Below are 26,503 nucleotides of genomic sequence, written 5' to 3' on the forward strand. Positions count from 1 at the left end.
TATCTTGTAAACAAATGCATAATTATAATGAAAGCATCATCTGCCACTGCGAACAATGCTTCCATTTTCAATTGATACTTCAGTGCCTAAAGACTATTGACAGGTCCGATAAGCGGAACTTCGACCGGCTTGGCTATTCCGTAAACGACTACCACACCGGAGCCCCCGCCCCACGTAGAATAAGCCGGATCGGGTTTGGCTTGCATGACCGTTTGTGGCAGGTTCCAATTATTGGCGCACCAAAGATTACCGGCCTGGTCAACAATGACATCAGTGAGCATCTGGATACTGCCCGAATGAATGGTATGGATCACATCACCTGTGTTAAAGGTTTCGGTACGCTCACTTTTTGGAGCCCCGGCCATAAATGATACGCCTCTTCCCATAAAATTAGCAACCCATACATCATCATTCCCGTCAACGGAGATTCCCCACGGAGCATTCAGTTCCCCGTCTCCGAAAGGGGTTAAATTGGATTCGTGAGTGGTTTTGTCAATCGTATCAACCGGATTGGCATCGGAAGGAATCATAAAAACAGAACCGGTTTTATTCTTGTGTCCGAGTGTTTGCTGAAGGTGTGGATAACCCAGGGCAAATCCCTCAATAATCGAAATATGGTCCGTAGGAGTTGTAGGCGGAAAATCCGGGCTTGTATTACAGGCCACCCAGCAATTTCCTTTCGAATCCAATGCAACACCGCGTCCGCCACCGGCAAGGATGAAGCGTTCTGCCTTTTCTTCGGACGGAGTATAACGCACCAGCGATTTACTGTTCGTATTGCTGATCCATACACGGTTCGAATTATCAATGGATGCTGCAAAAGGAGCGGAAAGCATACTCTTCTGTTCATCTTTCGTTACTGCGACAACTTGATCCATGATGGTAACAACCTTACCCTGGGAAAGCTCTCCACCCGGAAAACAGAGCATTTCATTCGATGATGTTGCAGCAACCCAAATATCTCCGTTGGGTGCCACACCAATTCCCTGTAATCCACCGATAGCAGTTAAGGTTTCAGCAATGTTTTCCGGAACTTGTTCAACAACCGGAGAACCGTCTTCCAGGTTAAATACACCGATAGCTCCGTTAAAGCTCGTTATCCAGCAGGTACCGGCATTGGTAATTGCAGTTCCCCAGCCTACACCATCCACTCCCATTCCGGTGTAACCGGTAACGGGCGGTGAAATTAACCGGCCGGTTGAATCCAGCTTCACGAGTCCGCCGCCGATTCCCTGATACACCCCGTTTTGTGCTCCGGGCATCCAGTTCAAACCGGTCCATAGGTTCCCGTCTTTGTCCAGGGCTAGTTTTCCGGGCGCGCAAATTCCACCCTGACCAAAAACCAGGATCATCGCAAAATCTTCCGGGGCAAAACTCAGATAAGGGACAAAAGGAGAACTTCTCCGGCTGGCAGGAACTTTGCTATTCGGCTTGGCCGGAAAACCATCGGTCGGTTGCGGGTAAGCCTGGTCGAACAGGTTATACAATTCTGCCGGATGCAACCAGGGAGATTGTGCGATACCAATCATCGCCTCAGCAGTATTTACAGGCCTGTTACCTCCTGATGGTGTTGAATAATTCAAAAACTGGCTCTGCCAATCGGCTGAAGCTGTTGTACCGTAAGCGGCAATCAAAGCTGCCAATGTGTTCAGGCGGGCAAGCGTTTCATTCTGTGTAATGTTGAACGGATCCATTAAAACGTGCCCCCAACTTCCCGTTACCGGGTTCACCAGATTCGGAGTGTTTTTAGCGGCAATGGTCATTCCCTGCAAATTTCCCGACAATTGAAGCCCGTTGAAGAACTGGGCACAGGTAAAGGCAGATGCCACCGTAGTAAACTCATTCACGACCACTCCTTTCGCCGCAATCTCTTCCCGGAAATCAGGAGAAAGAACTGACAACAACATCACTTTGGAGCTTTTTAATTCCGCCGTAATATAAAGAATGGAGTCCGTTGATTCAGGAGTCGCTGTTATAGAAAAATTCCCGGTCGCCTCACACCCACCTATCAAATTTTGAGCATTTGACTCCCACAATTTCACGGTAGCAGTAACATCATTGGATTGATTAAAGGATAATTTTCCCTGAATAGTAATTTGATTAGACATTTTTTTCAGTTTATAGTGATTATTGTTCTTGTATCTCTTCGTTTATTAGCTCGAATCCGATACAACTCATTTTTGCCTGTCTAAACTAACTATTTTTTTCTTTTGTGGAGATTCTCATCAAAAATAGCATCGATTAAAGATTCGCCAGGGTGAATTTGCCCAACTCTATATACTTCCGCTCTGCCGTATATTTCAACAAAGTAAGGTGATCGAAAACCAGTTCGCGCCCGACATCAAAATTCGCTACAGGAAGAGTTTCAGGAATTTTATCGCCCGGTATTTTGTAAGCCAGTGTGAGGTGCAATTTCCCCTTTCTTCCCCCGGGAACTTCCTTTTTCAGGTCGGCAATAATGCTAGAAAGGGTTTCTGAAGCAGTTACATCAACTATCAGGTGTTTTCCCCATTGCGGACCAACCAAATTTGCTTTTTCAGCCCGCAGAACCAACGGTTCATACCGTTGAAGAACCGTCGTAATTCCGTTTACCATCCATTCATCAGCTTCCGGTTTATCTTCCCAGGAAACCAGGGTAACATGCGGTTTTGATGTTTGCGTATATTTTTCAGGAATTCCTGCACGTGCAGCTTCTGTCTTTTTATGAAGCATAAACTCCATTGATCCGGCATCCGGATTCAGTAACAGGTAATAACAGGTGTTGTTGTCTTGCTTTTCCAACTTATGAAAGTTATAAATCTCCGGAAAGATAGGCATCAGTTGTGAAACAAAAAAGCATCATCCGGGATTACGAATCATGCTTTTTTATCCTTGTTTTTAGAATGCGATTAATTCCGTTGATAAACCACTCCGTCCAATACCATGGTGTAGGTCCACGGATCCGAAGGATCTTTTGCAGGTGCCTGGTCTACACTGAACTTTTTGGTGAAAATCTTCAGCTTATCTCCTTTAATCTTTACAGTTCCTCTTACTGTAATTGTACCTACTCCATACGATTCATAAACACCTTTGCTGTCCGAACCGATTACTAAAGAATAACTTTTGTCCGAATCATATCCCATCCAGTAACCGACATAATCGGAGTTAACGGTTGCAACTTTTTTCTTGCACGAAACAGAAAATGAAAGTGCTGCGATGCACAGCACGTAAATAAGAGTTCTCATACTATCAAATGCCAACTAATTTCAAGGAGGAATTTAAGGTGGCGGTTCAAATCCCCGGTGTACCAATTTCTACTGCCAAAGATAGCACAAAAGCGGTAATTCCGTTATCTAACACCGACCAGTTGTAGCATTCCGCTATTCAGTTAAATGCTGATCGAAACTCCATCGGGCTTTGATTCGTCTTGGTTTTGAATAATTTGCTGAATGACTGTACATGTTCAAAGCCCAATTCGTAGGCAATTTCGCTGATGGATAAATTGGTCGTAGATAGTTTTTCTTTGGCCTTTTCGATGAGTTTGTCGTGTATATGCTGTTGGGTGCTTTGTCCTGTCAGTGTTTTAAGCAAACTGCGCAAGTAGGTCGTTGAGACATGTAAGTGTTCCGAAATGTATTGAACGGTCGGCAAACCTTTTGTCACCAGATCATCGCTGTTAAAGTAGTCCGAAAGCAGGTTTTCCAGCCGGTCAAGTATCTGATGATTCGTTATTTTACGGGTAATGAACTGGCGCTGATAAAACCGTTCCGCGTAGTTCAGCAACGTTTCCAGATGCGAAATGATAATATCCTGGCTGAATTTATCCATGTTTGAATGGTATTCATTCCGAATATTTTTTGCTATCTCGTTGATGATCGTTTCCTCTTTGTCGGAAAGAAACAAGGCCTCGTTTACGGAATAATCGAAGAATTCGTATTTCTTTATTTTATGAGCCAGTGAAGTTCCCCACAGGAAATCGGGATGTATAAACAGCATCCAGCCTTCGAGGTTTGACGGAACACCTTTTTCTTCCCCGCGCAGAATTTGTCCGGGTGCCAGAAATGCCATCAGACCTTCATCAAAATCGTATTTTTGTTGTCCGTAGTGCAGTTTATCGCAACCTCTTTTCAGGGATATGACATAGAGGTCAAAAATTACCGCATTTACTTCTGATTCGTTTCTCAATCTCGCTAAATCCACGATACCGATGAGCGGATGCTGAGGCTTTGGCAGCCCCATCAAACGGTGTATTTCTGTTATTGATTGTATTCTATGCGGTTTCATCGTTGCCATTTCATAAAGTTAATTAATTTCCAAACGGGTATTTTATTCCGATCAGTAAAGCAAGAAAAGGGATTTCCATCAATGCCATCTCATCTTTCTTCTTTAAACCAATATGCAGGTTTGTACCAAATAACCGCCAATCAGACCAAGCGGTATACCAATCAGGGCATTCATAAAAGCTGTCCGGGCCTTTCCCGGAAACTCCTTTCTGTATTTGTAGCTCAGGTAAAATCCTATTGGAGGTACGGCATTTGAAAGAATCATTAAACCGATGGGAAGCTTTTCCGGGTGTTTTAACGGCTTGTTCATGTTGTCTTGTTTTGGATGCGAAACGGAATTCCTAAAATTCAACTTTTGCCAACTGCTGAGAAACCTCCCATAATCTGGAAGAAACAGCCAGATCCGTTGCTTGTACGGGTATTTTTGCGGGAGATGGAAATCCTCTGGTTTCACCCATTTTGTTTGGTCCGTAATACGATCCTCCTTTAGCGCTCGGGGATGTGGCTGCATACAATGTGGGTAATGCTCCCTGTGCGGTTGGCTGGAACAAAAACGGAAAAAAAGTTCTCATAATTCCTGCAAAACTCCATCGCCCGGCGCCATTAATCAGCAGGTTTGTGCGGGAAACTCCCGGATGAGAAGCCATGCTCGTTATTCCCCAGCCGTGCTTTTCGCTTTGACGCTGAAGTTCCAAAGCAAACATCAGATTGGCGAGTTTTGCCTGGCCGTATGCTTTCATGGGAGTATATGAGGATTTGGACTGAAGGTCTTCAAAATTGATTTGACCTGCACGATTCGCCACACTTGAAACCGTTACAACGCGCGCACCGGGCGATTTGCGCAATAACGGAAGTAATTGAGCCGTCAACGCAAAGTGGCCGATGTGGTTGGTTCCGAATTGCAACTCGAAACCGTCAGCAGTTTCAAGCCGTTTCGGCGGTGTCATTACTCCGGCGTTATTGATCAGAAGATCAATCGCCTGCCCTTTCGAAATCATTCGTGAAGCAAAAGCTTTGATCGAAGACAAATCCGCAAGGTCTATTTTTTCAAAACTCACTTTTGCCTTCGGGTTCATGCGCTGTATCTTCGCAATTGCCTCAGCGCCTTTTTGCGGGTTGCGTCCCATCATGATGACATTCCATCCGGCTGACGATAAAGCCAGCGCATCTTCATACCCTACTCCTTCCGTGCTACCTGTAATTACTGCTAAACCCTCATTTCTTTGAGGAATATCAGCTGCCGTCCAATTTTTCATAGTGTTTTGTATTTACCTGTTTTTGTTAGAGCAAAGTTGCAACGGTTTCAAAAAGCAGATTTAGCCGAAACGACTTTTGGTTTAGCCGAAAGTGGATTGATTTCCGTTTTCACCTGAAAATAAGCGAAATACGTTGATTTTATCGTTAATCAGAAGTATTTTTTTCATCCGTAACATATTCCAGGATGTCGCCTGGCTGGCAATCCAATACATTACAAATTGCCTCCAATGTACTAAATCGAATTGCCTTCGCTTTTCCGGTCTTTAATATGGAAAGATTCGATAAAGTCAGCCCCACTTTTTCGGAAAGTTCATTCAGTGACATCTTGCGCTTTGCCATCATGACATCTAAATTTACAATGATTGCCATAGATTAAACCGTTAAATCATTTTCGTTTTGGATCTCTACCCCTTTCCTGAAAATAGTAGCAATAATATAAATGACAGCTCCCATTAAAATAAAGGCTTCACTATCGACCCAAAATTTGTTTAAGTTGTCGGGAACAAAACTGTGGTGCATTAGATTTTTAACCGACTGTCTGGCAATGTAACTTAACAGTCCAATGGAAAGTGTGTAATAACTGATTTGCGAAATTTGCCCCGCCACAAACGTATTGAACGGTTTTGACAAATCCATCTTGTGCATTAGCCGGATAACTACGTAAAACAGAAAAGCTTTTAAAATGGAAATGATCAGAATAAAACTATAAATGCTGAAAAAAACCATTTTGCTGGCTTTATATACCTCGCTTAAGTCCAATTTTTGATACAGATTATGAATAAATTCAGGTTTGTAGAGGCTAAAAAAGAAATTTACAAGCAGGCCTCCTGCTTCAATAGACAAGCCGACAAAAATGAGCCAGGCCACCACATACAAGGACCAAAAGACGAAGTTGTTTGTTTTTGACATAATAAATAGTTTAAATCGATGGGATAAACATAAAAAATTTATTGATAAACAACAAATAAATATTCCTATTCAATACATTTATATCCACAATCCTTCAATAAAAAAGCATTATCCGAAATCCGAATAATGCTTTTATCCTTGTTTTTAGATTGCTGTACCTGCCTATACAGTTACAAAACCTTGCAATTTGAAATAGTCAGGCTATTCAGCTTTCCTTTCTCATCAAAAAATGAAACTCCTAATTTTCCTTTGAAATGCACTGTTTCACCAAATCCGGTTTTTTCTTTTGTTGCTTCTGCCGAACCGCCGTTATCTGTAAACATAAACTCTGCCGTTAGCGGCAAATAATTTGTTTCAGGACCAAATTTCACCGCAATTTTATCGTCCCAGGTAGCAGGAAATTGCGACTCGCCGCTTAATTCAATTTCAGAATCGGTTGGATATTTCTTTTCAAAGGCTTCTGCTCCCATTTTATTGGCTTCTTCGATGAACATTTCGGTAGTCATTACTTCAGACGCCTCGCCCTTTTCGCCGGTAGCAGTATCTGTTTTTTCATCCGAACACCCATTCAGGGTAAACGCAAATAGCGCCATTGCAACGAATGACATGAGTTTGATTGTTTTCATAAGTACTATTTTTTCTAAATATATTTAATTAATTGAAAATCAATCGGTGTTTGTGCAGACTCTCGTATGACCTTTTGTTGAATTAGTGCCCGTATTTCTCAATTAATCGTTTGAACCCTTGCGTGATTTTGTCGACAGGAATGTCATCCGAAGGATTTACTTCGAGCGTTGTTACCTGGTGTTTTCCACGACCTTTGGAGGATACTGTCTTTTTATCCTCCACGAATCCAACAACAATCTTCTTTTTGTGAACCCATAAGAAACCAAGCTCAAATTCCTTGTAACGGAAAAACGGGATTTGATATTTTCTGGTATGTACTACCTGCTCATCTATCGAAAGCAGGATGAATTTTAAGGCAAGCAAACATTCTTTTATAGCCGGTTCCTGCTTCTGGTAATAGTTGTCCAATGCGGTTAAAGCATCCTCTTTCATGGTTACTTGTTTGCCCACATGGGTTTCTTTTCGAGTATTTGCTGATGGACCGGACAATTTTCAGCATGTGCTCCACGCAAATAACCGATACTCATTAAAAACTCATTGACAATTTCACCACCTGTGAAACGGAAAGTCTTTTTAAATAACTTCACCCATTCTTCTTTTGTTTTGGGGTGATGATGCTCCAGCCACTTTTCAAAGGAACCAAATTCCTCCTGCAACTTTAAAATGACTTTTGCATTTTCAATAGCTGCATTTATTTTTAGTTTATTGCGGATGATTCCGGCATCAGCCAGGAGGCGTTCGCGGTCACTTTCCGTATAAGCAGCAACCTCACGAATGTTGAAATTGCTGTATGCTTTGCGAAAAGATGCTTCCTTTTTTAAAATGGTTTCCCAACTTAAACCTGCCTGATTGATTTCCATTACCAGGCGACAGAATAATTCATGATCATCGTGAAGCGGAAAACCGTAATAATGGTCGTGGTAATTTTTGTGCAATGCTTTTTTGTCTCCCTGTTGCATGGCTTCTATAGCGTTACAATAACTCATCATGTAAGTATTTAAAAACAGCGAGTGGCTTTAAAATCAGCCACTCGCTGTTTAACTATTAATCTGTTACGTTTAAGTGCTGAATTTGTCCGTCAACAATCTCAAAATGAAACTTCAATACAAGCGGACTTCCGGGAAATGTACCTGAACACTCTGCAGACAGCAAGCCTGAAGTTCCATTTTCGGTATATTCAAGAGGTTTCATCACGGATTTGTATTTCTTGTTTGATTCATCTATACATTTTTCGATTTCGATTCTCCCCGTATGGGTTTTACCTTCATCCAACATCACTCCTGTTTCAGCAAAACAGTTGGCATAGGCCACACTGTCAAAATTGTTTTGTGCTATAATTAAATCGGTAATTACTTTCGGCAAATTACTCAAAGAATGTGTATTGTTCGTCTGTTCGTGCATATTTGATTTCATATTTCTGTTTTTTAATGATTCTTAAATGGTTGGCACTGTGCCTCCATCGATTACAAATTCAGTTCCTGATAAATACCCGGCTCTCGGTGAAACCAGAAAGCCTACCAATTCAGCTACTTCTTCCGGTTCGACAGGTCTTCCGTAAGGTATTCCACCCAATGCATCCATCACACCTTGCTGAGCTTCTTCCACCGTGCTGTTCGCATTTCTTGCGATCTCGCCCAACCAGGCTATCGATGCCGTTGTATTTATCCATCCCGGCGAAACGGTTAGTACGCGAACACCTTTCGGCGTCACTTCATTGGATAAACTCTTGCTGTAATTTCTCAGCCCGGCTTTGGCAGCTGCATAGGGCAACGTAGAATCGTACAACGGCAATTTACCCTGAATGGATGCAATGTGAATAATCACACCACTTTTCCGCTCAATCATTTGTGGTAAAAATCCTCTGTCCAGTCGAACAGGAGCCAGTAAATTTGCCTGCAGGGTTGATTCCCAATCATCATCACTCAATACCTGGAAGCCACCGGCCGGTGTTGCCGAAGATCCGAGGTTGTTCACCAGGATATCCAGCCTTCCATAAGTTGACAGCACTTCACTGACTACTTTTTGTGATCCTGCCGGTGTGCTTAAATCCGAAGCGATAAAGTGCAGCTTATCGTTTTCTTTCTCAGGTGCGTTTCTTGCGGTAATAATCACTGTTGCACCGGCTTTTAGCAGCCTTTCCGCAATAGCCCTTCCGGCTCCTTTTGTTCCTCCTGTTACCAAAGCAATTTTGTCTGATAATTCATTGTCGTAATTAAATGTCTGTTCCATCTTTTAAATTGTTTCAGGCAAAGTTGAGACATATGTACGGTGCTCACAAGTACGGAATTACGATTCATATAGGGATAAATTTTTCCCCTATTGCACAATTTGGAACATAGGTTTAACTTTGTTTTATGTATGAAAGAAAGATTATTCCGAACCTGAATTGCGGGCTGGATCTGATTGGCGAAGTACTCTATGGAAAATGGAAAATCCGCTTATTGTGGTTTATCAATGAAGGGCATAAACGCCCGAGTGAACTGCAACGGAAAATTCCGGATGCAACCAGGCGTGTGCTTAATATTCAGTTGAAAGAACTGGAAGACCATGAATTGATTACCAAAGTTATTTATCCGGTTGTTCCTCCCAAAGTGGAATACAGCCTCACGGATTTTGGAAAATCGGTTATCCCTGTAATTGCCGCAATGGGTCAGTGGGCTGATGATCATGAGGAACGCTTACGAAAACTCATTCTGAAAAGGCTGGAAAATTAGGAACGTTCATTGGATGCTTACGACTAGTTTACCATTGACACTGCCATTTGTCAGAGCTTTATGAGCTTCTTTTATATCCGGCAAATCGTAGTTTTTAGAAATGATCGGTTTGATCACCTTTTGGTCGGCAAGTTTCGAAATAAAAGCCAGGTCTTCACTCTTCGACTTTACCAAAGTAAATTTGAAAGCAGGCCTTGCAAAAAGCATTTTTAAAATGTATTTAGGTAAGGGTATCAGACAAATAAAAATGCCATCAGGCTGTAAAATTTTCTTTGCCTTAGAATAGTAGGCGTTGTTCTTTCCAAATACCTGAAAAAAAACATCGTATTTTTTCTCCGATGCAAAAATGTCGTTTTTGTCATATGAAATGAAATAGTCAGCACCCTGTTCTTTGCAGAATTCTTCGCTGGAAGAACGGGCTACTGCAGTTACTTCCGCCCCGTAATATTTTGCCAGTTGAATTGCCGCTGTTCCAACACCGCCGGAAGCACCGAATACTGCTACCTTGTCGCCTGGTTTGATTTGGCATTTGTCCCTGATTGATTGTAATGCACATAAATACACACAACCCAGAACGGATGCTTCTTCAAAGCTTACTATTTTCGGTTTATGAGCAATGAAACTTTCAGCTATGGTTATGTACTCCGAAGCTGTTCCTTTGTTCAATGAAGGTTCATATCCAAAAACTTCATCCCCGACTTTGAAATTTTTGATGTCTTTGCCAACGGTTGTTACGATACCTGCAAAATCAGCACCGGTTTGTTTTGGAAACTTTCGGTTCATAAATAATTTGTAGTCACCGTTTCTGGCACTCGTATCCCGGGGATTAAGGCTTATCGCTTTTACCCGGATCACTAATTCTTTATTTTGAGGTCTTGGCATTGGCAATTCCGCTATTTCAAGCGTGTCCTCGTTTCCATAGCGATTGTAAATAACAGATTTCATTCTTTTATTTTATTTGTTGAGCAAACATACCTTACATTTGATCACTAAAAGTTAGCGCTATACAAAAGGTTAGCTGTTTGGACGCTTTAAAAGTCAGAACAATGAATGATAAAATTGAAAATTGCAATCCGGGTGAAGAATATTATCAGGCAATTCTCAGGTCGGTAGGTGATTCGCTGTATGCAATTGGCGGGAAATGGAAATTAAAAATTATCATTTCCTTATTTAATGGCACTAAACGGTTCAATGATTTGCAGAGGAGTGTTACCGGAATTTCAGCAAGAGTTTTGTCCAATGAATTAAAAGAGTTGGAGCTGAATGGCTTTGTAAAGCGAAAAGTAAACACCGAACATTTTACTGAAGTTATTGAATATGAACTAACGGATTATAGTTTTACATTAAACGATGTTATTATGTCCTTAAGTCATTGGGGAGTCAAACACAGAGAGCATGTTAAAACGTTGCCTTAAGTTTTAGCTCTGTGACTTTGCTGGGAACGTCACACTTTTGAGGGAGGGTTTGGAACGGGTATTGCAACTTGAAGCAATCGATTGATGTGTGTCCGGGATATTATTAGCCAATGCTTTCCAAATAGGCAAGGAGGCATAACAAATTAATACTTTTCGCGCTCTTAATTATTTGGTGTTATAGAACATCTTTTTTTATCAAAAAATTGTAGATGAATAACCCAGCAAAAATGAGCCAAACAAATAAAGGAGAATATCTTGTATCTTCTTTTCCCTTGTTATAATCATCCAATTTTAGAAATGTTTTTTTATTAGATTTTAATCCATATATCCTCTTAATTCCTACGAACAAATTCATCATTTCTTCAAATCCAATATTTTTCGATACTAGAATTTGGATTTGGCTACCTGTCTTTAATTCAGATTTAACATCATCTGTAGCTAAAGCATCATAACTTAAGTCATCAGTTTGATATCTATATTGGTCTGAATCCAAATCAAGCTCCATATAACACCCACCTTTTCCTCTATCAAATTTCGGTTCTCTACGCAGATATCCTGATATTTCTGTTAATTCTGATTCTTCTATTGAATAATTAAAAAAATAATTAACTGACCATCCTAGGGCAATTAACAATATTGAGCCGTATAATATTTTCTTTGTGTTTCGTTTCACTCTCGTTGATGTTCTATAATGGATTTCAGGCCCTGCGTTCGGGTGAGTTTCAGAGCACAAAGTTTCAATTTATTACTAAGTTTTAGTCGCACTATGTTTCAAGTTACACGTAAGCCCACCTTACGCAAAACTCGTGTTAGCGAAGAGGGCAAAAAGAAAAAGCGAACTACCGAAGTATGATTTCTATATTGACTCCTGATAGCAGACTTTCTTCGTCAGTCGCTACAGGGTCACCACAAAGTGCAAAAGGCATCCCCGAAGGAATGCCTTTTTCTACTTTAGTGGTGACCTCGTCAGGAGTCAAACCTGAAACCTTCAGAGCCGTAATCTGATGCTCTATTCAATTGAGCTACGAGGCCTTGTCTTTAGACGGGTGCAAAGATAGGTGCTTTTTTTGTTTTTGCAAGCAATCTTTGCGCTTTTTTTCTTGTTAATCTAAATTCCTATTGGATTTCAGCTGTTATTCCTCTTTCTAACAGCGCAGTACACATCGGTTCTAATTTTTCATAATCCCCGCGTTTTACCTGACATTTGCCATTGAAATGGACAATGTAGGTACATTGTACTGCCTGTTCAACCTCGTGTTTGCATACTTTGATCAATGATTCGATCACGTGATCAAATGTATTGAAATCATCGTTGTATACTACCAGGTCCTTTTGTTCTGTCAATAATTCCAGGACCTCTGTTTCGTTTTGTTCAAGCGTTTGCATCTATTCTGTTTGTTTTACAAAGTTAGTACTTTCTTTACAGAATGAGAAATAGATTCAGAATGAGGATTGGTTCTTCATTCCCTCAGCCGCGGCTGACTCATTTTCATTCTGTTTTTAACCGGGCTCCGTGCGTGGTAAAAAGCCCTTCGACTTCTTTCCGTTGTGCTTCGCCACTGACGCTCATCGAAATCTCGATCGTGGAAGCGTTTGTTTTTACTTCGTAAGGAAGTGTCAGTCGCAGTAACCAGTTTGCCCAGGAACCGGGAATTTCTTTATAGTCCCATACTCCTACAACTAACTTTTTATTTGGTTCATTCAGTTCGGTTTGTTTTCCGGGGATTTGTACCAGTGTATCAAACACCACCGTATTGTTTACCAAACGCGGTAATTCTGTACTTGCAGGTGTTTTGATGCGTAAATCGGTTTGATCGAAGTAGAAATCTCCCTGTACGCGCAATTGGTTCATAATTTTGCGCGGGTATTCGGAATAAATTTCTTTCGAAACCAACGTATATTGGTTCAATACCGGTTTTTCGATCACCGGGTTTTCTTTCGCATATTCTTTGGCCAGTTGGTCATTCACCGGAGTTTCGGGTACTTTCGGAAGTTCCTGTTCTTTGAACAGAATTCCTTCTCCGCGCTCTGCCAGCAAGTTCTTCGCTTCCTGCAGGGAAATGCGTTCTCCGTTGAAATAAGCCGTAATAAACGCATCCGAAACACCTTTCTCGACTGCTTCCCCTTTCTTCGGGCGTGCTTCGTCTACCGAACGGAAAGTTCCCGTGGAATAACGGATCTGCCCGTTTTCCAAACGGCGTGTCACCAACGGATTGATATCGTGCAGCTGCTCTTTTGTTGCCGGACGGTTGTAAACACCGACCTGGACCGTGTAGAACAATCCTTTGATTTCCTCACTGGCAATGGCAACTACTGCTCCCGGAGCTTTGTTGTAATCGCTCACTTTCGGTTCAGCTTTGTATTTCGCAATAGTATCCGCCGGAAGCTGTGCAATGGTGTTTTGAATGACTTCCATCACAATCGAATCCTGGCGCATCGGCTTACACAAGCCCTGCTCTTCCAATTGGCGCGCTTCTGCCAGGGAAATCCGTTTTCCGTCGCAATAAGCAACCACGAACGCATCTTTGTAACCCAGGTTGCGGATATCCTGCTGTGCATCCAGTACTTTCTGACGGTTCCCGAAATAACCCGCCAGATAACGTGTAATTCCGTTGTCCAGCTTTTCACCCGTTACCGGGCTGAATTCCTTAAACAAAGCTTCCGGGATCGGCTTGGCAAATGCTCCTACCTGAACGCGGTAAACCAAACCTGTCGGTGCCTTCACTCCTACCGGAATGGCTTTCTTAATGACTGCCGGAGCCACTTCCGGCTCGCGTTTTATCTCAAATCCGTTCCCTACTTCCGGTGCCAATACATCGGCAATGGTTGTGGAAACGCTTGATTTAGGCTGTACTTCCCGGGTCAATACGTTTTTCCAGGCTTGCTTGTCGCCTTCCACCGTATTCAAAGCCGTATTCAAGCTATTCTCCTTCTCCGTTATCTGTTCGCTCTTGGCTGTCAATTCATTAGACAGCTGCTGAATCTGCGTTTGCAGTTCTGCACGCTCCGCCGGATCTTTCGTTGCAACGTATTCCTTGCGTTTCTCTTCCAATTTCGTTTTCAGCTGGTTTGCCGATTCCTTCAAACGATTGATTTCCTGTTGCTGTCCGCGCAATTTCGGATAGTCTTTACTGGAAGCAATGGCCTGCTCTTCTTCGATTGAAACTGATTTTGTCAAAGCAGGATCATTGATCAAATCATAAGTCTTTTCAGCATTCAGCGCATTTAACTGCTCATCGATCTTCGCGACAGCGTTTACAAATGCCTGCTCCTGTCTTTTTAAATCTTCTGCCTGCTTCGGGTCGGTTGTTGCCTTTTTCAACTCGCTTTCAATGTCACCGATCTCAATGGAAAAACGTCTTTTCTGTTCTTTTAAAGCCGTTTCCGTTTGAACAGTTTGTTTGCTTTCTTCGAAAATCTTTTGACTGTTCAGGTATTCGGTTGCCGCATCCAACAAGGTTGCCTGACTTGTTTTTTCCAGTACAGGATCGGACGAATGAGTTCCTGTGGAAACGCGTTCAAGTACTGCATTTTTCACCGGATCGGAAGTCGATACAGCTTCCAGGGTCTGTTTTTTCTCTGCGGCGGTATTTCCCAAAGCCAGAACCGTTTTTTCCTGGATAGCTGTTTCCGCTTTCTGCTGTGCTTCTTTATTGACAGCTAATTTATTGGCGATTTCCGTTTTTTCTTTGGCTGAAGTTGCTGTTCCGAGCTGTCCCTTCAACTGTGTTTCTTCTTCCTTCAGTTTTGCCAGATCGGCCTGCGGATTTCCGGAAACTGTGGTTTTCACCGCAACCGGTGTTTCCACCTCAATCACCCCTTTTCGCTTGCGGATTTCCTCCAGTTGCTGCTCCAACAATTCGATCTTTTTCGCATCTGGGGATTCGGAACGTTTTTCCTCGTCTATTTTCGATTCGATGCTTTCCGACAGTTCGTTCAGAATTTGCAATTGTTTCGCCGCTTCTTCTTTGCTACCTGGTTTTTGGGTCATTGCGAAATTGTACTCGCTTCCCAATACTTGCTCCAAACCAGCTACTTCGGAAACCGGTGTTTCTGCTTCCACAGCCGCTTTGCGATTCTGAAGCACTTCCAACTGATTTTCCAGTATTCCGATCTTGCGTGTGTCCGGGATGGCCGCACTTTTTTCTTCTGCAATTTTCGTCCGGATCGTTTTGGAAGCTTCCTCCAGGATTTGTAATTGTTTCGCCGCTTCTTCCTTTGTAGCCGGCTTTTGCGTCATCGCAAACTTGTAATCGTCGCCCAACGCTTTCTCCAGGCTCACCACTTCCGTAGCCGGGTTGGTAACTACAGTTGGAGTTTCCGCTTCCACCATTCCTTTACGGGTATTGATGACCTCCAGTTGGCTTTCCAGTCTTTCGATCTTCTTCGCATCCGGGTTCACTGCACGTTTTTCTTCGGTAATTTTCGAAGTGATCGTTTTAGCCGTTTCCTCCAAAAGTTGCAGCTGTTTAGCAGCTTCTTCCTTTGTTGCAGGCTTTTGTGCCATGACGAAGTTGTATTCACTTCCCAATACAGTTTCCAAACTTGCTACATCTGATGCAGGATTCGTATCTGTAACCGGTGTTTTATTCGCGGAAGCTTTCAACTCCTCTTCCGTTTCTCTGGATTGCTGCAAAAGTTCCGTCAAAACCTGGTTTTCGGCAATTTTCTCTGCCGAGAACTCTTTTTCCAGGGCTTTTGTATTTGACTGGATCTGTTTTTCGATCGCAACCTGTAGTTTCTGCTCTTCCTCTAATTTTCGAACGGCTTCTTCCTTACTCAAATTCTGGATTTCATCCGCACTCAAAACCTGGTATTCCGGCATGACTTCCTGGCGAACCTGCTCGTCTTTCAATTTTGCTTTTACCTGGGAAACCGCAGTTTGTTTCTGTTCATCCAGCTTTGCTTCGTGAACCGCTTCCAGTTGGTTCAGATCGATTAGTTTGTTGATAGCCGCTGAATCAGCCGGATTTTTTGCCACGATCTTTTTCGTCTTGTCCTGCTGATCTTTAATCACTGCAAGTAACTTCACTTCCTCGTCGATGACCGCTTTTGTTTTTTCTGATGGAGAAGCAGTTCCGGACTCGATTTTTGCCAGATTCTCTTCATAGACCGGGCTGATTTCTTTCACCAGGTCTTTTTCCGTATTCTTCGGCTCCACGATTGCGGTTGTACTTAAGGTTTTAATTTCTTCGTTGCGGGAAATAATGTTCTCTTCGAACTGGTCTTTCAACTCTTTCAGAACTTCTTTGCGCTTGTTGCTGACCGCATCTGTCTTCAGATTTAATGCTGTCAATTCCTTATCAATGGACTCAATGGTTTTTGTTTCCAATTGATTCAGGGCTTTCAATTCGCCCAAACCATTCTTATCACCGATTGCTTTCTTTTCAGCTTCGTAATCCGGGGCAACCTGGGCCAATTCTTTTTCGATCGTTACCGCAGCAACTTGTTCGTTCTTGCCCGCTTCAATCTCATCCAGCTTGTCCTGGCGCTCTTTCACCACTGCTTCCTTGTCTTTTTTCAGCTTGGTTAAAGCCTCTTTTTTGTCCTGCAGTTTTTGGTTCAACGGATCTTTTGTCAGGGATTCGTAGACTTTATCCAATTCTTTATCTACCTGCTCCAGCAAGGCTTCATCTACTTTATTCTGATCTGCCAGGCGTTCTTCCGCATTCGAATTATTCCCGGCATTCTTTAACTCCGTATCGTAATTCGGCATCAAAGCAGCCAATTCTTTTTCTGCCGTAGTGGTGGTGTTTACCGGAAGCTGAGATTCGGAAAGAATGGTTTCCCGGTTCTTCGCATTTTTATCCTTCATTGCTACAACTTCTTTTCGCTGCTCGGTCAACTTCGTATCTCCCGGATTCTTCGCCAAACCTTCATCGATTTTTGCCAGTTCCTGCGTCAATTTTTTATCCAGCTGCTCGTTGTTCTTCACCTTCAGCGCCACTTTTTCTTCGTGGGTCAAATCCGTCTGCTTGTCCACCGCATCCTGGGAAACCGCATAATCTTTTTCAAATCCTTCTACGCGTGTTTTGGATTCCTGGGCCAATACATCATTGGTTCTTGCAGTAATTTGGGTCGTATCGATCGATTTCAGCTGCTCCTTTACGTAGGCTTCCAAAGCACGCACATTGTTGGTGTTAATCACCTCCAATTTCGCATCAGCCTCTGCTTTTGTGGCTGTTTTATTATCGTTGGTATGCTGCAGGTTATTAATAAAAGTAATCTGCTTCGTATTCCCGAGTTCCTTTTTCTGAATTTCTGCCATTTTGTTGTCCAGGCGCTTCACTTCTTCGGAAACCAATTGTTTTTCAGACTCTTTGGAATCAATTTTTGATTGAACAGCCGGCTGGTCTTTTGCTTTCGCAGCGGCCAATTCCGTTTTGAGTGCTGCAATTTCCTTATCCAGCTGTGCCTCACTTTGCTGGTAGGAATTCAACTGCTTTTTCAGCTGTCCCAACTGTTTTCCGAGCTCTTCGTTTTGCGCCAGCAAATGATCCACCGGGTGCGATTCTTTTTCGCCCTCAATACTTTTCACCACATCCGCTTTTGCAATAACCGCTTCTTTCAATTGGTCGTATTTCTCTTCCACCACGGATTTACTCACCGTTTCTTTCAGGTCGGTAATCGCTTTGAGCTTTTCCTGTTCTTTAGGTATTAATTTGGAAACGCTGTCTGCAAATGCGTCGATGCGCTGGATTTCTTCTTTTAATTCGATGATCTTCGCTACTTTATCGTTTGCCGCCAGGAGAATATCGTTCTTTACTTCCTTGGAGGCGGCATTATTGGCTTTGGCCACGTCCTTTTTCACTTCAGCCTGTAAGGCTTCCACCTGTTCGGCTTTCTCTACAATGGCAACCAGCGAACCGGTTTCCAAACGCGTCAATCCGTCTACTTTCTGTTCCTGCTTTTGCTGGATGGCCTCAAATTTCGAAATGATTTCCTGGTTCGATGCACCTTCCAAACCGATATCGGCCAATACTTTTTTGTTTTCCTTCTGGGCATCGAGTGCGTTGATATCGAAATTTCCCGAATTGACATTCAATTCTGCTCTTGTCCGGATTACTTCCGCCAAAATTCCGGCTGCATCTTCCACATATTCGTTGAACTGATCGACAACACGGACCACTCTCCCGTCCGTTCCGGTTGATTCTTCCTGGATTTTTTGTTTCAGCGGTTTGAATTCTTTCAGGAAAGGAATAGTGACCTGAGCTTTGTAGACATCCGTTGTTCCGTCGACCGTCATTTCGTACGTATACTTTCCACCTTTGGGCAGCGTGATCAGGTAACTTCCTTTGTCATTGGATTTAAAGACACCGATCTCATTCCCGGAAGCGAAATCCGTGATTTTAATACTGATCTTTTTATTTTCCGGGTTCAGGGTCGAGGCAAATTCTCCTTTGATAATTGCCAATTGCAGCGGCACACGGTCCACGCGCACTTTGTAGACATGGATTTTCCCGTTCTGGCTTTGGCGCGAAGAGGCAAAATAGGCATTCTTTTCCAGGGAATCCACCACGTAAAACAAATCATTATCCGGCGAAGAAATGGCAAAATCCATATTCTCCGGCGGACCGAAGGAATTATTTTCAGGATCAAATTTTGAACGGAAAACATCGAATCCTCCCATGGAATTGTGGCCTTTGGAACAGAAATACAAGTATTCCCCGTTCGGGCTCAGGTAAGGAAAATCTTCGTCAAAAGCGGTGTTTACGCTTCCGGAAACCAAAGCTGGCAAACCCCATTTTCCATCGGGAAGGCGTTTCCGGCAATAAATATCCTTGCTTCCTTTTTCCGAATCCCCGTAAGAAGAATAATAAATTGTCTGGGCTTTATCCGGAAAATGGATCAGCGGCGTGTGGTTTCGCTTTTTATCGATCTTCGACTGGTATTCTGCCGTAATGAGCATCACTCCACCGATATCTTTCAGGTTGTACAGGCGGAAGAAAGAAGCATATTCGATCTCTTTTTTTTCCAGAACCACCAAATCGGTAATAGTTGTCAGCAATTTCTTCCCGTTCTGACACATTTCAATCTGCCGGTTGATATCAAAATTCGGATTGGGCTTTCCTCCGCTCTTCTGAATGTAGATATTGTAATTCTTAATGGCTTCGTTGAACTGGAAATTCAGGTGAAATGCTTTTCCCAGGTAGAAATAAGCTTCCGGCGCAATATTCGGGTCCGTAATACTGAAGTTCAGGTACTTGAATGCGTCCTGTTTTTTATAGGAATTGAACAAGAGGCAAGTTCCGTATTTGTAGTTATATTCCGGTGATCTAGGGTTGAGTGCAATGAGGTGCAAAAATTGCGGAGTTGCTTCCACAAATTGTTCTGCATCGAAGAGTTTATCGGCTTTTAGCTTTAAATCGGCTTCGGTTTCCTGGGCAAAAGAATAGTGAGCTGTTAGGACCAACAGTAATAGTAGTAACCAACCATTTACACGTTTAAATGACTTCAAGCTCAACTTCTTGTTTTAGAGGCAATACGCTTATTTCTTAAAAAGGTTCATTTTACTTTCTGTTCCATTCAATAACCGGGAGATATTTTTACGATGGGCAAAAATGACAATGAACGCCAACAATGACCCAAAGATAGGTAAAGCGTACGTATTTATGGGAAATAACCACAAACAACCTGAAAACACAATCGCTGCGCTGATGGATCCCAGGGAAACATAATGAGATGTAATAAAGACTACCAGGAAAACAACCAGGCAAATTGCAGCAGCAGCCGGTTGCAGCCCCACGATCACTCCCAGAGAAGTGGCAACGCCCTTTCCTCCCTTGAACCCGGCAAAAATGGGAAAAACGTGTCCCAAAACCGCCATGAAGGAAGCCACCAGTTGAATGTGTGTTAAATGTGCCGAAGAAAAAGGAAGCGGCAGTACAAAGTATGGTAACAGTACCGCCAGCATTCCTTTTAAAATATCTATTGTAAGAACAACTCTACCTGCTTTTTTTCCCAGTACCCGGAACGTATTCGTTGCTCCCGCATTCTTACTTCCGTGCTCCCGTACATCTAAATTATATTTTGCACGACCTACCCAAACTGCTGTTGGTATCGATCCTAAAAAATATGCAGGTATAGCCCATAAAAAATCAGTCCAGTTCATTATTCAAAAATAGCATTTAGTTTGCCTAAATACACGCTATTCGTTGAGATTTGATACAAGAATCCTTTTGTTTTACGTTTATCTTCCTTGATCCCGTTAATTGCATTCGCTAATTCCGAGTCACTTGTAATGATATTCAATGTTCCGTCGCGTTTCAGCATGGAGTAATCGAATAAGTAATCCGGTCCGCCCGGAACCTGCATCATCATCGCGAAATGGTCGCCGTTCTGAGAATAGATCTGTTCGAACGCGCCGCGGAACACTACCTGTCTCATGACCGGTTTTCCGTAAATATTCACGATCGCTGCTCCTTCCAGGCTCGACATCAATCCGCGGATATCTTTGCTCATCGGGATGTTTTTCAGACGAATACCTGTAATCACAATCGATTTCTCCATTTCTTCCGGTAAGCGTTTTACTTTTTTGTCTTCGGAAAGGGTGTAATCCGACTTGATCTTATCTGCCGTTTTGCGGTCGCTCCACATCAGCAAAGCCTGTTCGATATTTGTTGTTTCAAAAGACAAAGGTTTAGATCCTTCGTAATCCACAATACGCTGTCCGGCACTTTCCCACGGGCCTTTATCCATCGGAAGATTGAGTTTGATCGTTGCGTTGACATCCGTCTGACCCGTTTGCTGATTGTAGGAAACATTTCCGATTGCGTCAACTGTAATATCTCCGTAATCCATTCCCATGTTGATTTTTCCTTCTCCGTTCATAGCGCAGCTTTCTGTATGCAATGAAATGAAGTTCCCGGGCTCGTTGCGGTTCAACAATTTTTCTTTGGGCCCGATCTGGAATTCCTTCGAAGAGAAATCGTATTGTAACACCCCAGTTGCCGTGATGAAAATCGGGTCGTTCGGGTCTTCCAGGGAAGAAAGGAAAGTCGGATACAAACGGATCGAATCTTTCTGACGCGAATCTCTCCAGACAATACCTGCTGCAATAGCTTGTCCATCCAGTGTTTTCATATTCGGTGTAACCGGGATCTGGATATTCTTCGGATCAATTTCTGCCGAGAATGACATCCAACTCTTCGCAAACTTCTCACAATTGTGATTGATTCGCGTTGCACCGCTAAAGCTGATCAACGGATTCGCCGCTCTGATTTTCATCGGACCGTAGTAATCGAAATACTTATTCAACTTGAAGCCGTCTTCGCTTTTCACGGTTCCTGTTGCTACCGTTTGTGAAGTCGAATCGACCCCGATCTTATCCATGTGGATCAATGTTTTTACCGAATCCGCATCGTAGTACGGATAATCTCCTTCGGAAGTATATTTTCTTCTGGCAGAAATGGTCGTGTTCGCATTCAGGAATGTGTGGTATTTCGTTACGTAGTTCGCTACGATCTTCGAATTCAATAACGGGTCCATCACTGCATTCTTGTGAATGGTCACTTTCGCGCTATCCGGGTAAATACGTGCATCCGCTACATCAATAAAGGTTGTATTGGAACAGTAAAGCACTTTTTTCTTCATGGAGAATTTCACTTTCGGAGCAGCAAACTGCAGGGAATCCTGGTCCGGGTGAATGGAGAACATATTTGGCTGAGCCAGGTTCAGATCGGTATTGATGTTGATATCCCCGGAACTGTTACCTCCTCCTTTTTTAGACAATTCCATTTCGTCCTGATCCATCAGCCAGGTGAAAATATCCACTTTTGCAGCGTACTTGATTACAGGGAAAATTTTCAGCTCTTCCCCGTCATTTGATTTGAAATCTCCTTTGCGGTCTTTGAATGATATGTGTGCATTGACATTATTGGATGAGAATGCCAACGGACTCTCTCCTTCTTCCGGATACGGATTCTTCAGATTAAAGACCGAGGTATCGGAATCGATGTCATAGCGTTTAAATTTGAAATGATCGGATCCCAGGTTTGCTTTTTGCATGGACATAATTCCGAATCCGGTCATTCCGGTCGGTTGAACAATAGCAGTTCCTTTCATTTTCGCTTCCCCGTTAAAGAAGGTCAATTCGTTCTCCTGCGTGGAAGAAGCTTTCAGAACGTTTTGTCTCGGAAGGTATGTAATGAATGCATCCGGCGATTTTACATCTGGGAATTGCACTCCTGCTTCTACGGGTTTATTCTCAAACTTGGCGTATCCAAGCGTAGAATCCGGCAGGAAGGTAAATGCTTTCGAATCGGAAATCGACTGAATGAAGTTGATCACTCCCGCTCCCTGCAATCCGTTGTTGGACAAAACGATCTTATTCTTGTACATCGCTTTTGTACCATAGAAAACATGTCCTTCCGGCGGTGCTATGGTACTGAATCCAAGGGAATAATCCGGCATAATTTTCAAATCTTCTTTGATTACCGGGAAAATACCTGCAGAAACCAATTCTCCTTTCAAACGGAATGATTTTTCCGAGAAGTTGTCCAAACTATCCATTTCAAATGGAGCACACGTATAATAAAAACGCGCAGAATCGTAAGCTCCTTTAAACAAATCGTATTGATTGTAGTAAACCTTCGACGGTTTCGTTGACTTCAAAATCGGGAATTTTCCGAAAGCAGGATCTTTTTTCATTCCCGAACGGTTTGAAGGATCATCCACAAGGATCTCTCCCACCACTCCGTTCAATGCAGAACCTAAAGCAATGGATCTGTTACCGTCTGCCTGTGAAAGCGGTTTTGCACGGAAATAACTCTTATCGGTTCTGATCAGGTTGATCTTGTTTGCATCGTAGGCATAATTTGCCTCCAGCGTGTGGATCTCAAACTTCCCGGAAGAAGCCCATCCTGTGAACTTAAAGTCTCTGTTCTTGCTGATTTTCACTTGTGCTCTGTCCGGCAAAACAAATGATCCCTGCGCATCCGAAATCGTTACACGGTCTACTGCTTCCAGCGCCATTTCCATCGTTCCCAGGTTCATGGAACCGAAGTTCGGCATGGTTCTTCTCTGGATAGCCAGCAATGAATCCTGGGCCGCCACTTTTTGCAGTGCCGGATTGTCTTTCAATTGTTCCGGGGCAATTTTCGCCTTCGGACGCATATCCGAAACAAAGATCAGGTTGTCGTAGTCACGCTTACCTGCACGGGACTCAATAAATACTTTCGTTTTTTGGTTTACCTTGATAATTTTGTTCTCCGTATCGTAACTGATAAATCCGTAAGACGCCAGATCCAGCAACTGTGTTTTTACCTGCTCCACCGTTTTACCCAGGGCCGTTGCGGCTTTTCCTTCCGTCAAGGTGAATTCATCATACTTGTAACAGTAGTTGTACAACGAAGCAAGCGGATGGACCTGTTCCATTCCCTGCAAACGGTCATACAATCTTCCGTCGTAGAAATTCATAGACTCAAAGCGAGCAATACGTTGTTCCTGGCTCGTACCGAATTCATAGGTAAACAACAAGTCATTTCCGGTGCGTTTCCAAACTACTTTTTGAACGTACCATTCCAATTGATGGTAAGAATCGGTAAACGGCGACTGCAAAACTCCTGATTTTCCGCGGGTTAATTCCACCACATTTGAATCCTTCGTATACGTGAACCCGACACCCGGATGCGTAATGGAATCTTTTTCAGCCACATATAAAGTGGTTTGTGTGACATTCGAAACGATTTTAGCCGGTTCAATAGCAATGTATTGCGTTTTTGCTACCAGGAATTTTTTTCCGTTCCGTTTAATGGTCAACTGTGCCAATTCGGTGGCATTTCCAATACCGATAACGCTTGCGCCCTGCAGGGAAAATCCTCCTACGTAATCCATATCCGGAAGTACGTTATTGATACTCAATTTTCGTTCGAAGGAGATAAACTGCGGATAATTGCGGTCTGCTTCACGAATAATACGGAATGCACGTTCATTCAGTGTTCCTTTTACCTTTTTTCCCGGGAAAAACGGACTTGTTAAGGAAACGGTATCCGCTTTCAGGAAATTCGACTTCATGGAAGCATCGTAATTTCCCAATTCTGCAAAAGTTTCACTGTCTTTCAGCCCCACTTTCACCCAGTTTACTTTTCCTCCCTGCCCGATCCATTTTTTCAGGATCGGATCGTAAGTTCCCGAGGTGTTGTAAACCACCAGTGAATCCAGAAAACGCGGCTCACCTTTCTTCACCCCTTTGTTCGGGAATCCACAAACCAGGCGTCCGTTTGTAAACTTAATGACCGGTTTGTCGGTAAATTCGAATACGTAACCTCCGTAGAAATACCATTCTTCATTGGAAGAACTGGCCAGCATTCCTTTTGAGAAGAACCCGGCGGACAACTCGATGAAATCTTTGAATTTATTGATATTCTTGGCGTCCAGGAGTTTATCTACGGAACTATGCCATGCGGTAAAAGAGGATTCGGGCTGTTTGTTCTTAACGAATGAATAAACGGAAAATACATAATTGTAGATTTCCGGGTATACTTTCAATCGTTTGCTTTCCATCAGGTTGGCAGTTGCAACCATTTTCGAAAAGTACTTATCCGGAAAATCCGTTGATTTAAGCAGTGTCACAGAGAACTCGTCTTTCAAAAAGTCTTTCTGTTCCTTATCCAAATACTCACTGGTTAATGAACTGATTGTTTTTACAAATTTTTCTCTGTCTTCAGGATAAGTCTGAGCAAATGAATTTGCAGCCCACAACAGTGCCATTAAAATGAATCCCCATTTTTTCATAGTTCTACTTTTTTAAGTTTCATGGATGCCCACGTTTCTTTATCTCTTACTTCTACTAATTCGAATCCTGCTTTTTTCGCAGCATCTTCCAATTCCGGAACATCGGAAGTGAAGAACCCGCTTAAATAAAGTAAGCCGTTATCGGAACATAGTTTTGCGTAATCAGGCAAATGTCTTTTCAATACATTTTTGTTGATGTTAGCAAGGATCACACCAAAATCTTTTTCAGTGATCGCATCGATATCTCCCAACAAGCCGCGAATCTTCGTGCAGCCGTTGCGCTGTGCATTTTCAAGGGTGTTTTCTACCGACCAGGATTCGATGTCCACAGCCAAAATATCGGTCGCTCCTTTTTTCTCTGCTAAAATTGCCAAAACTCCCGTTCCCGTTCCCATGTCCAATACGCGTTCAGGTAGTGAGTGTAAATCAAGCAGGAATTGTGACATCAGGTACGTAGTTTGGTGATGTCCGGTCCCGAAAGACATTTGCGGCTGGATGACAATTAATTCCCTGTCCGGAAAGTCATTCGCATCGTGAAAAGGCGCAATAATTGCCAATCTCGAATCGACCAAAACGGGATCAAAGGATTCTTCCCAGGTTGCGTTCCAGTTCTGGTGCGGAATTTCTTCCAGTTTCCAATCCACTTTGATTTCGCTGTTATCGTGAATGCATGTTTGTTTCAAAATGGATGAAACATCGCCAATTTGAACAGGAGCGTAAGCCTGGATACCGCCTTCCGTTTCCACGAAACTTTCGAATCCCCATTCGGCCAATTCGGCCACTAAAATATCCGACCAAGGCTCTCTTGGCTCAATTGTTACCGTTAATTCAAAATAGTCCATGTTCCTTCAGCTACTAAAACAGAAAAATCAGCAGCTTTCAAAGACGCTCCTCCGATCAATCCTCCATCTACATTTTCGCATGCAAATAACGCCTGAGCATTGCCCGGGTTACAACTTCCACCATATAAAACGGATGAATTTTCTGCAATTTCTTTTCCATACTGCTCTTCGATCCACGATCTGATTGCCGCATGCATCTCTTCAGCCTGTTCTGTCGATGCCGTTTGCCCGGTGCCGATTGCCCAGATCGGCTCATAAGCCAATACCACTTTGGAGAAATCTTCCGCTGAAAGATGGAAGACGCTTTCCACCAGCTGCTTTTTGACATATTCCAGGAATGTCCCGTTCTGACGGATTTCCAAAGGTTCTCCGCAGCAAAAAAACGGTTTGATCCCGTGAGCCAAGGCCGCATCCAGCTTTTGTTTTAGCAACGCATTGTCTTCGTTGAAATATTCCCTTCTTTCGGAGTGACCGATCAAAACCGCCTCAATTCCAGCTTCTTTCAACTGCCACATACTTACTTCGCCTGTAAAAGCGCCCGTATCTTTCGGATAGGCATTTTGCGCTCCTACTTTCACATGGGTGGAAATTGCTTTGCAATCACTCACATACAACATCGGCGGAAAAATATAGACTTCTATTTCCGAACCGATATTCATGTTGTTCACTTCTTTACACAATGCTTTCGCCTCTTGCTGAGACAAATTCATTTTCCAGTTTCCTGCTACAATTTTTGAGCGCAT

General features: G+C 42.9%; 23 protein-coding genes and 1 tRNA gene. 2 read left to right on the top strand and 22 right to left on the bottom strand.

Translation table 11 applies throughout. From position 1 onward, the window contains the following. Window positions 1-86: 86 nt before the first annotated feature. The 13 genes from ABDW02_RS08255 to ABDW02_RS08315 all read right to left on the bottom strand — a co-directional run bounded on the left by ABDW02_RS08255 (window position 87) and on the right by ABDW02_RS08315 (window position 9,284). Window positions 87-2,108 carry a hypothetical protein gene (locus tag ABDW02_RS08255; RefSeq protein ID WP_343634003.1) on the bottom strand — a complete coding sequence of 674 codons (2,022 nt, stop codon included), beginning with the start codon at window positions 2,106-2,108 and terminating at the stop codon, window positions 87-89. 133 nt (window positions 2,109-2,241) lie between these two features. Further along, window positions 2,242-2,781, bottom strand: coding sequence for a 2'-5' RNA ligase family protein (locus tag ABDW02_RS08260; protein ID WP_343634005.1), 540 nt, complete (start codon window positions 2,779-2,781; stop codon window positions 2,242-2,244). A gap of 107 nt (window positions 2,782-2,888) precedes the next feature. Further along, window positions 2,889-3,224: a hypothetical protein gene (locus ABDW02_RS08265; protein WP_343634007.1), complete on the bottom strand. Its 336-nt coding sequence runs from the start codon at window positions 3,222-3,224 to the stop codon at window positions 2,889-2,891. Between the two features lie 139 nt (window positions 3,225-3,363). Further along, complete coding sequence (locus tag ABDW02_RS08270; RefSeq protein WP_343634009.1) at window positions 3,364-4,272, bottom strand: helix-turn-helix transcriptional regulator; 909 nt, start codon at window positions 4,270-4,272, stop codon at window positions 3,364-3,366. A gap of 93 nt (window positions 4,273-4,365) precedes the next feature. After that, window positions 4,366-4,572 (bottom strand): hypothetical protein, encoded by a 207-nt coding sequence (locus tag ABDW02_RS08275; RefSeq protein WP_343634011.1) that lies wholly within the window; start codon window positions 4,570-4,572, stop codon window positions 4,366-4,368. Between the two features lie 31 nt (window positions 4,573-4,603). Further along, window positions 4,604-5,518, bottom strand: coding sequence for an SDR family oxidoreductase (locus ABDW02_RS08280; RefSeq protein WP_343634013.1), 915 nt, complete (start codon window positions 5,516-5,518; stop codon window positions 4,604-4,606). Between the two features lie 145 nt (window positions 5,519-5,663). Continuing rightward, window positions 5,664-5,888 carry a helix-turn-helix transcriptional regulator gene (locus ABDW02_RS08285; RefSeq protein ID WP_343634014.1) on the bottom strand — a complete coding sequence of 75 codons (225 nt, stop codon included), beginning with the start codon at window positions 5,886-5,888 and terminating at the stop codon, window positions 5,664-5,666. Window positions 5,889-5,891: 3 nt separating this feature from the next. Beyond that, entirely contained in the window at window positions 5,892-6,428 is a 537-nt protein-coding gene (locus ABDW02_RS08290) for a DUF2975 domain-containing protein (RefSeq protein ID WP_343634016.1), read from the bottom strand. A gap of 170 nt (window positions 6,429-6,598) precedes the next feature. Then, window positions 6,599-7,054: a hypothetical protein gene (locus tag ABDW02_RS08295; protein WP_343634018.1), complete on the bottom strand. Its 456-nt coding sequence runs from the start codon at window positions 7,052-7,054 to the stop codon at window positions 6,599-6,601. 82 nt (window positions 7,055-7,136) lie between these two features. Then, window positions 7,137-7,487 (bottom strand): hypothetical protein, encoded by a 351-nt coding sequence (locus ABDW02_RS08300; RefSeq protein ID WP_343634020.1) that lies wholly within the window; start codon window positions 7,485-7,487, stop codon window positions 7,137-7,139. Window positions 7,488-7,489: 2 nt separating this feature from the next. Further along, a complete protein-coding gene (locus ABDW02_RS08305) occupies window positions 7,490-8,041 on the bottom strand; it encodes a DNA-3-methyladenine glycosylase I (RefSeq protein WP_343634022.1) in 552 nt (183 codons plus the stop codon). 58 nt (window positions 8,042-8,099) lie between these two features. Continuing rightward, window positions 8,100-8,468, bottom strand: coding sequence for a nuclear transport factor 2 family protein (locus ABDW02_RS08310; RefSeq protein ID WP_343634024.1), 369 nt, complete (start codon window positions 8,466-8,468; stop codon window positions 8,100-8,102). Window positions 8,469-8,489: 21 nt separating this feature from the next. Beyond that, complete coding sequence (locus ABDW02_RS08315; protein WP_343634026.1) at window positions 8,490-9,284, bottom strand: SDR family oxidoreductase; 795 nt, start codon at window positions 9,282-9,284, stop codon at window positions 8,490-8,492. Between the two features lie 125 nt (window positions 9,285-9,409). Here ABDW02_RS08315 and ABDW02_RS08320 point away from each other — a divergent pair, with 125 nt between their 5' ends. Next, window positions 9,410-9,769, top strand: coding sequence for a helix-turn-helix domain-containing protein (locus ABDW02_RS08320; RefSeq protein ID WP_343634028.1), 360 nt, complete (start codon window positions 9,410-9,412; stop codon window positions 9,767-9,769). A gap of 6 nt (window positions 9,770-9,775) precedes the next feature. Here the strand turns inward: ABDW02_RS08320 and ABDW02_RS08325 are convergent, their stop codons facing one another. Next, on the bottom strand, window positions 9,776-10,714 hold the full coding sequence (locus tag ABDW02_RS08325) for an NAD(P)-dependent alcohol dehydrogenase (protein WP_343634031.1): 939 nt from the start codon (window positions 10,712-10,714) through the stop codon (window positions 9,776-9,778). 101 nt (window positions 10,715-10,815) lie between these two features. On the opposite strand from ABDW02_RS08325, the gene ABDW02_RS08330 reads away from it, so the two are divergent. Continuing rightward, window positions 10,816-11,184 carry a helix-turn-helix domain-containing protein gene (locus ABDW02_RS08330; RefSeq protein WP_343634033.1) on the top strand — a complete coding sequence of 123 codons (369 nt, stop codon included), beginning with the start codon at window positions 10,816-10,818 and terminating at the stop codon, window positions 11,182-11,184. A 175-nt stretch (window positions 11,185-11,359) separates the two neighbouring features. On the opposite strand, the gene ABDW02_RS08335 is transcribed toward ABDW02_RS08330, so the two are convergent. The 8 genes from ABDW02_RS08335 to tpiA form a co-directional block, all read right to left on the bottom strand. Beyond that, entirely contained in the window at window positions 11,360-11,857 is a 498-nt protein-coding gene (locus ABDW02_RS08335; RefSeq protein WP_343634035.1) for a hypothetical protein, read from the bottom strand. 282 nt (window positions 11,858-12,139) lie between these two features. After that, window positions 12,140-12,216: transfer RNA gene (locus ABDW02_RS08340), tRNA-Arg, on the bottom strand. A gap of 84 nt (window positions 12,217-12,300) precedes the next feature. After that, a complete protein-coding gene (locus tag ABDW02_RS08345; RefSeq protein ID WP_343634037.1) occupies window positions 12,301-12,570 on the bottom strand; it encodes an ATP-dependent Clp protease adaptor ClpS in 270 nt (89 codons plus the stop codon). A 103-nt stretch (window positions 12,571-12,673) separates the two neighbouring features. Then, a complete protein-coding gene (locus ABDW02_RS08350) occupies window positions 12,674-19,642 on the bottom strand; it encodes a hypothetical protein (RefSeq protein ID WP_343634039.1) in 6,969 nt (2,322 codons plus the stop codon). Between the two features lie 30 nt (window positions 19,643-19,672). Then, on the bottom strand, window positions 19,673-20,296 hold the full coding sequence (gene plsY, locus ABDW02_RS08355) for a glycerol-3-phosphate 1-O-acyltransferase PlsY (RefSeq protein WP_343634041.1): 624 nt from the start codon (window positions 20,294-20,296) through the stop codon (window positions 19,673-19,675). Further along, on the bottom strand, window positions 20,296-24,918 hold the full coding sequence (locus ABDW02_RS08360; protein WP_343634043.1) for a hypothetical protein: 4,623 nt from the start codon (window positions 24,916-24,918) through the stop codon (window positions 20,296-20,298). The genes plsY and ABDW02_RS08360 overlap by 1 nt, the downstream gene beginning before the upstream one ends. Next, window positions 24,915-25,760 (bottom strand): 50S ribosomal protein L11 methyltransferase, encoded by an 846-nt coding sequence (gene prmA, locus ABDW02_RS08365; protein ID WP_343634045.1) that lies wholly within the window; start codon window positions 25,758-25,760, stop codon window positions 24,915-24,917. The genes ABDW02_RS08360 and prmA overlap by 4 nt, the downstream gene beginning before the upstream one ends. Beyond that, entirely contained in the window at window positions 25,742-26,503 is a 762-nt protein-coding gene (tpiA, locus tag ABDW02_RS08370; RefSeq protein ID WP_343634047.1) for a triose-phosphate isomerase, read from the bottom strand. The genes prmA and tpiA overlap by 19 nt, the downstream gene beginning before the upstream one ends.

The sequence above is a fragment of the Fluviicola sp. genome (assembly GCF_039596395.1).
In the GTDB taxonomy this organism is placed as follows: Bacteria; Bacteroidota; Bacteroidia; order Flavobacteriales_D; family Crocinitomicaceae; genus Fluviicola.

Excerpts from the sequence above, each read along its gene's own strand:
- ABDW02_RS08255 (WP_343634003.1), bottom strand. The coding sequence starts at position 2,108 with ATGTCTAATCAAATTACTATTCAGGGAAAATTATCCTTTAATCAATCC.
- ABDW02_RS08265 (WP_343634007.1), bottom strand. The coding sequence starts at position 3,224 with ATGAGAACTCTTATTTACGTGCTGTGCATCGCAGCACTTTCATTTTCT.
- ABDW02_RS08270 (WP_343634009.1), bottom strand. The coding sequence starts at position 4,272 with ATGGCAACGATGAAACCGCATAGAATACAATCAATAACAGAAATACAC.
- ABDW02_RS08275 (WP_343634011.1), bottom strand. The coding sequence starts at position 4,572 with ATGAACAAGCCGTTAAAACACCCGGAAAAGCTTCCCATCGGTTTAATG.
- ABDW02_RS08280 (WP_343634013.1), bottom strand. The coding sequence starts at position 5,518 with ATGAAAAATTGGACGGCAGCTGATATTCCTCAAAGAAATGAGGGTTTA.
- ABDW02_RS08285 (WP_343634014.1), bottom strand. The coding sequence starts at position 5,888 with ATGGCAATCATTGTAAATTTAGATGTCATGATGGCAAAGCGCAAGATG.
- ABDW02_RS08290 (WP_343634016.1), bottom strand. The coding sequence starts at position 6,428 with ATGTCAAAAACAAACAACTTCGTCTTTTGGTCCTTGTATGTGGTGGCC.
- ABDW02_RS08295 (WP_343634018.1), bottom strand. The coding sequence starts at position 7,054 with ATGAAAACAATCAAACTCATGTCATTCGTTGCAATGGCGCTATTTGCG.
- ABDW02_RS08300 (WP_343634020.1), bottom strand. The coding sequence starts at position 7,487 with ATGAAAGAGGATGCTTTAACCGCATTGGACAACTATTACCAGAAGCAG.
- ABDW02_RS08305 (WP_343634022.1), bottom strand. The coding sequence starts at position 8,041 with ATGAGTTATTGTAACGCTATAGAAGCCATGCAACAGGGAGACAAAAAA.
- ABDW02_RS08310 (WP_343634024.1), bottom strand. The coding sequence starts at position 8,468 with ATGAAATCAAATATGCACGAACAGACGAACAATACACATTCTTTGAGT.
- ABDW02_RS08315 (WP_343634026.1), bottom strand. The coding sequence starts at position 9,284 with ATGGAACAGACATTTAATTACGACAATGAATTATCAGACAAAATTGCT.
- ABDW02_RS08320 (WP_343634028.1), top strand. The coding sequence starts at position 9,410 with ATGTATGAAAGAAAGATTATTCCGAACCTGAATTGCGGGCTGGATCTG.
- ABDW02_RS08325 (WP_343634031.1), bottom strand. The coding sequence starts at position 10,714 with ATGAAATCTGTTATTTACAATCGCTATGGAAACGAGGACACGCTTGAA.
- ABDW02_RS08330 (WP_343634033.1), top strand. The coding sequence starts at position 10,816 with ATGAATGATAAAATTGAAAATTGCAATCCGGGTGAAGAATATTATCAG.
- ABDW02_RS08345 (WP_343634037.1), bottom strand. The coding sequence starts at position 12,570 with ATGCAAACGCTTGAACAAAACGAAACAGAGGTCCTGGAATTATTGACA.
- plsY (WP_343634041.1), bottom strand. The coding sequence starts at position 20,296 with ATGAACTGGACTGATTTTTTATGGGCTATACCTGCATATTTTTTAGGA.
- ABDW02_RS08360 (WP_343634043.1), bottom strand. The coding sequence starts at position 24,918 with ATGAAAAAATGGGGATTCATTTTAATGGCACTGTTGTGGGCTGCAAAT.
- prmA (WP_343634045.1), bottom strand. The coding sequence starts at position 25,760 with ATGGACTATTTTGAATTAACGGTAACAATTGAGCCAAGAGAGCCTTGG.
- tpiA (WP_343634047.1), bottom strand. The coding sequence starts at position 26,503 with ATGCGCTCAAAAATTGTAGCAGGAAACTGGAAAATGAATTTGTCTCAG.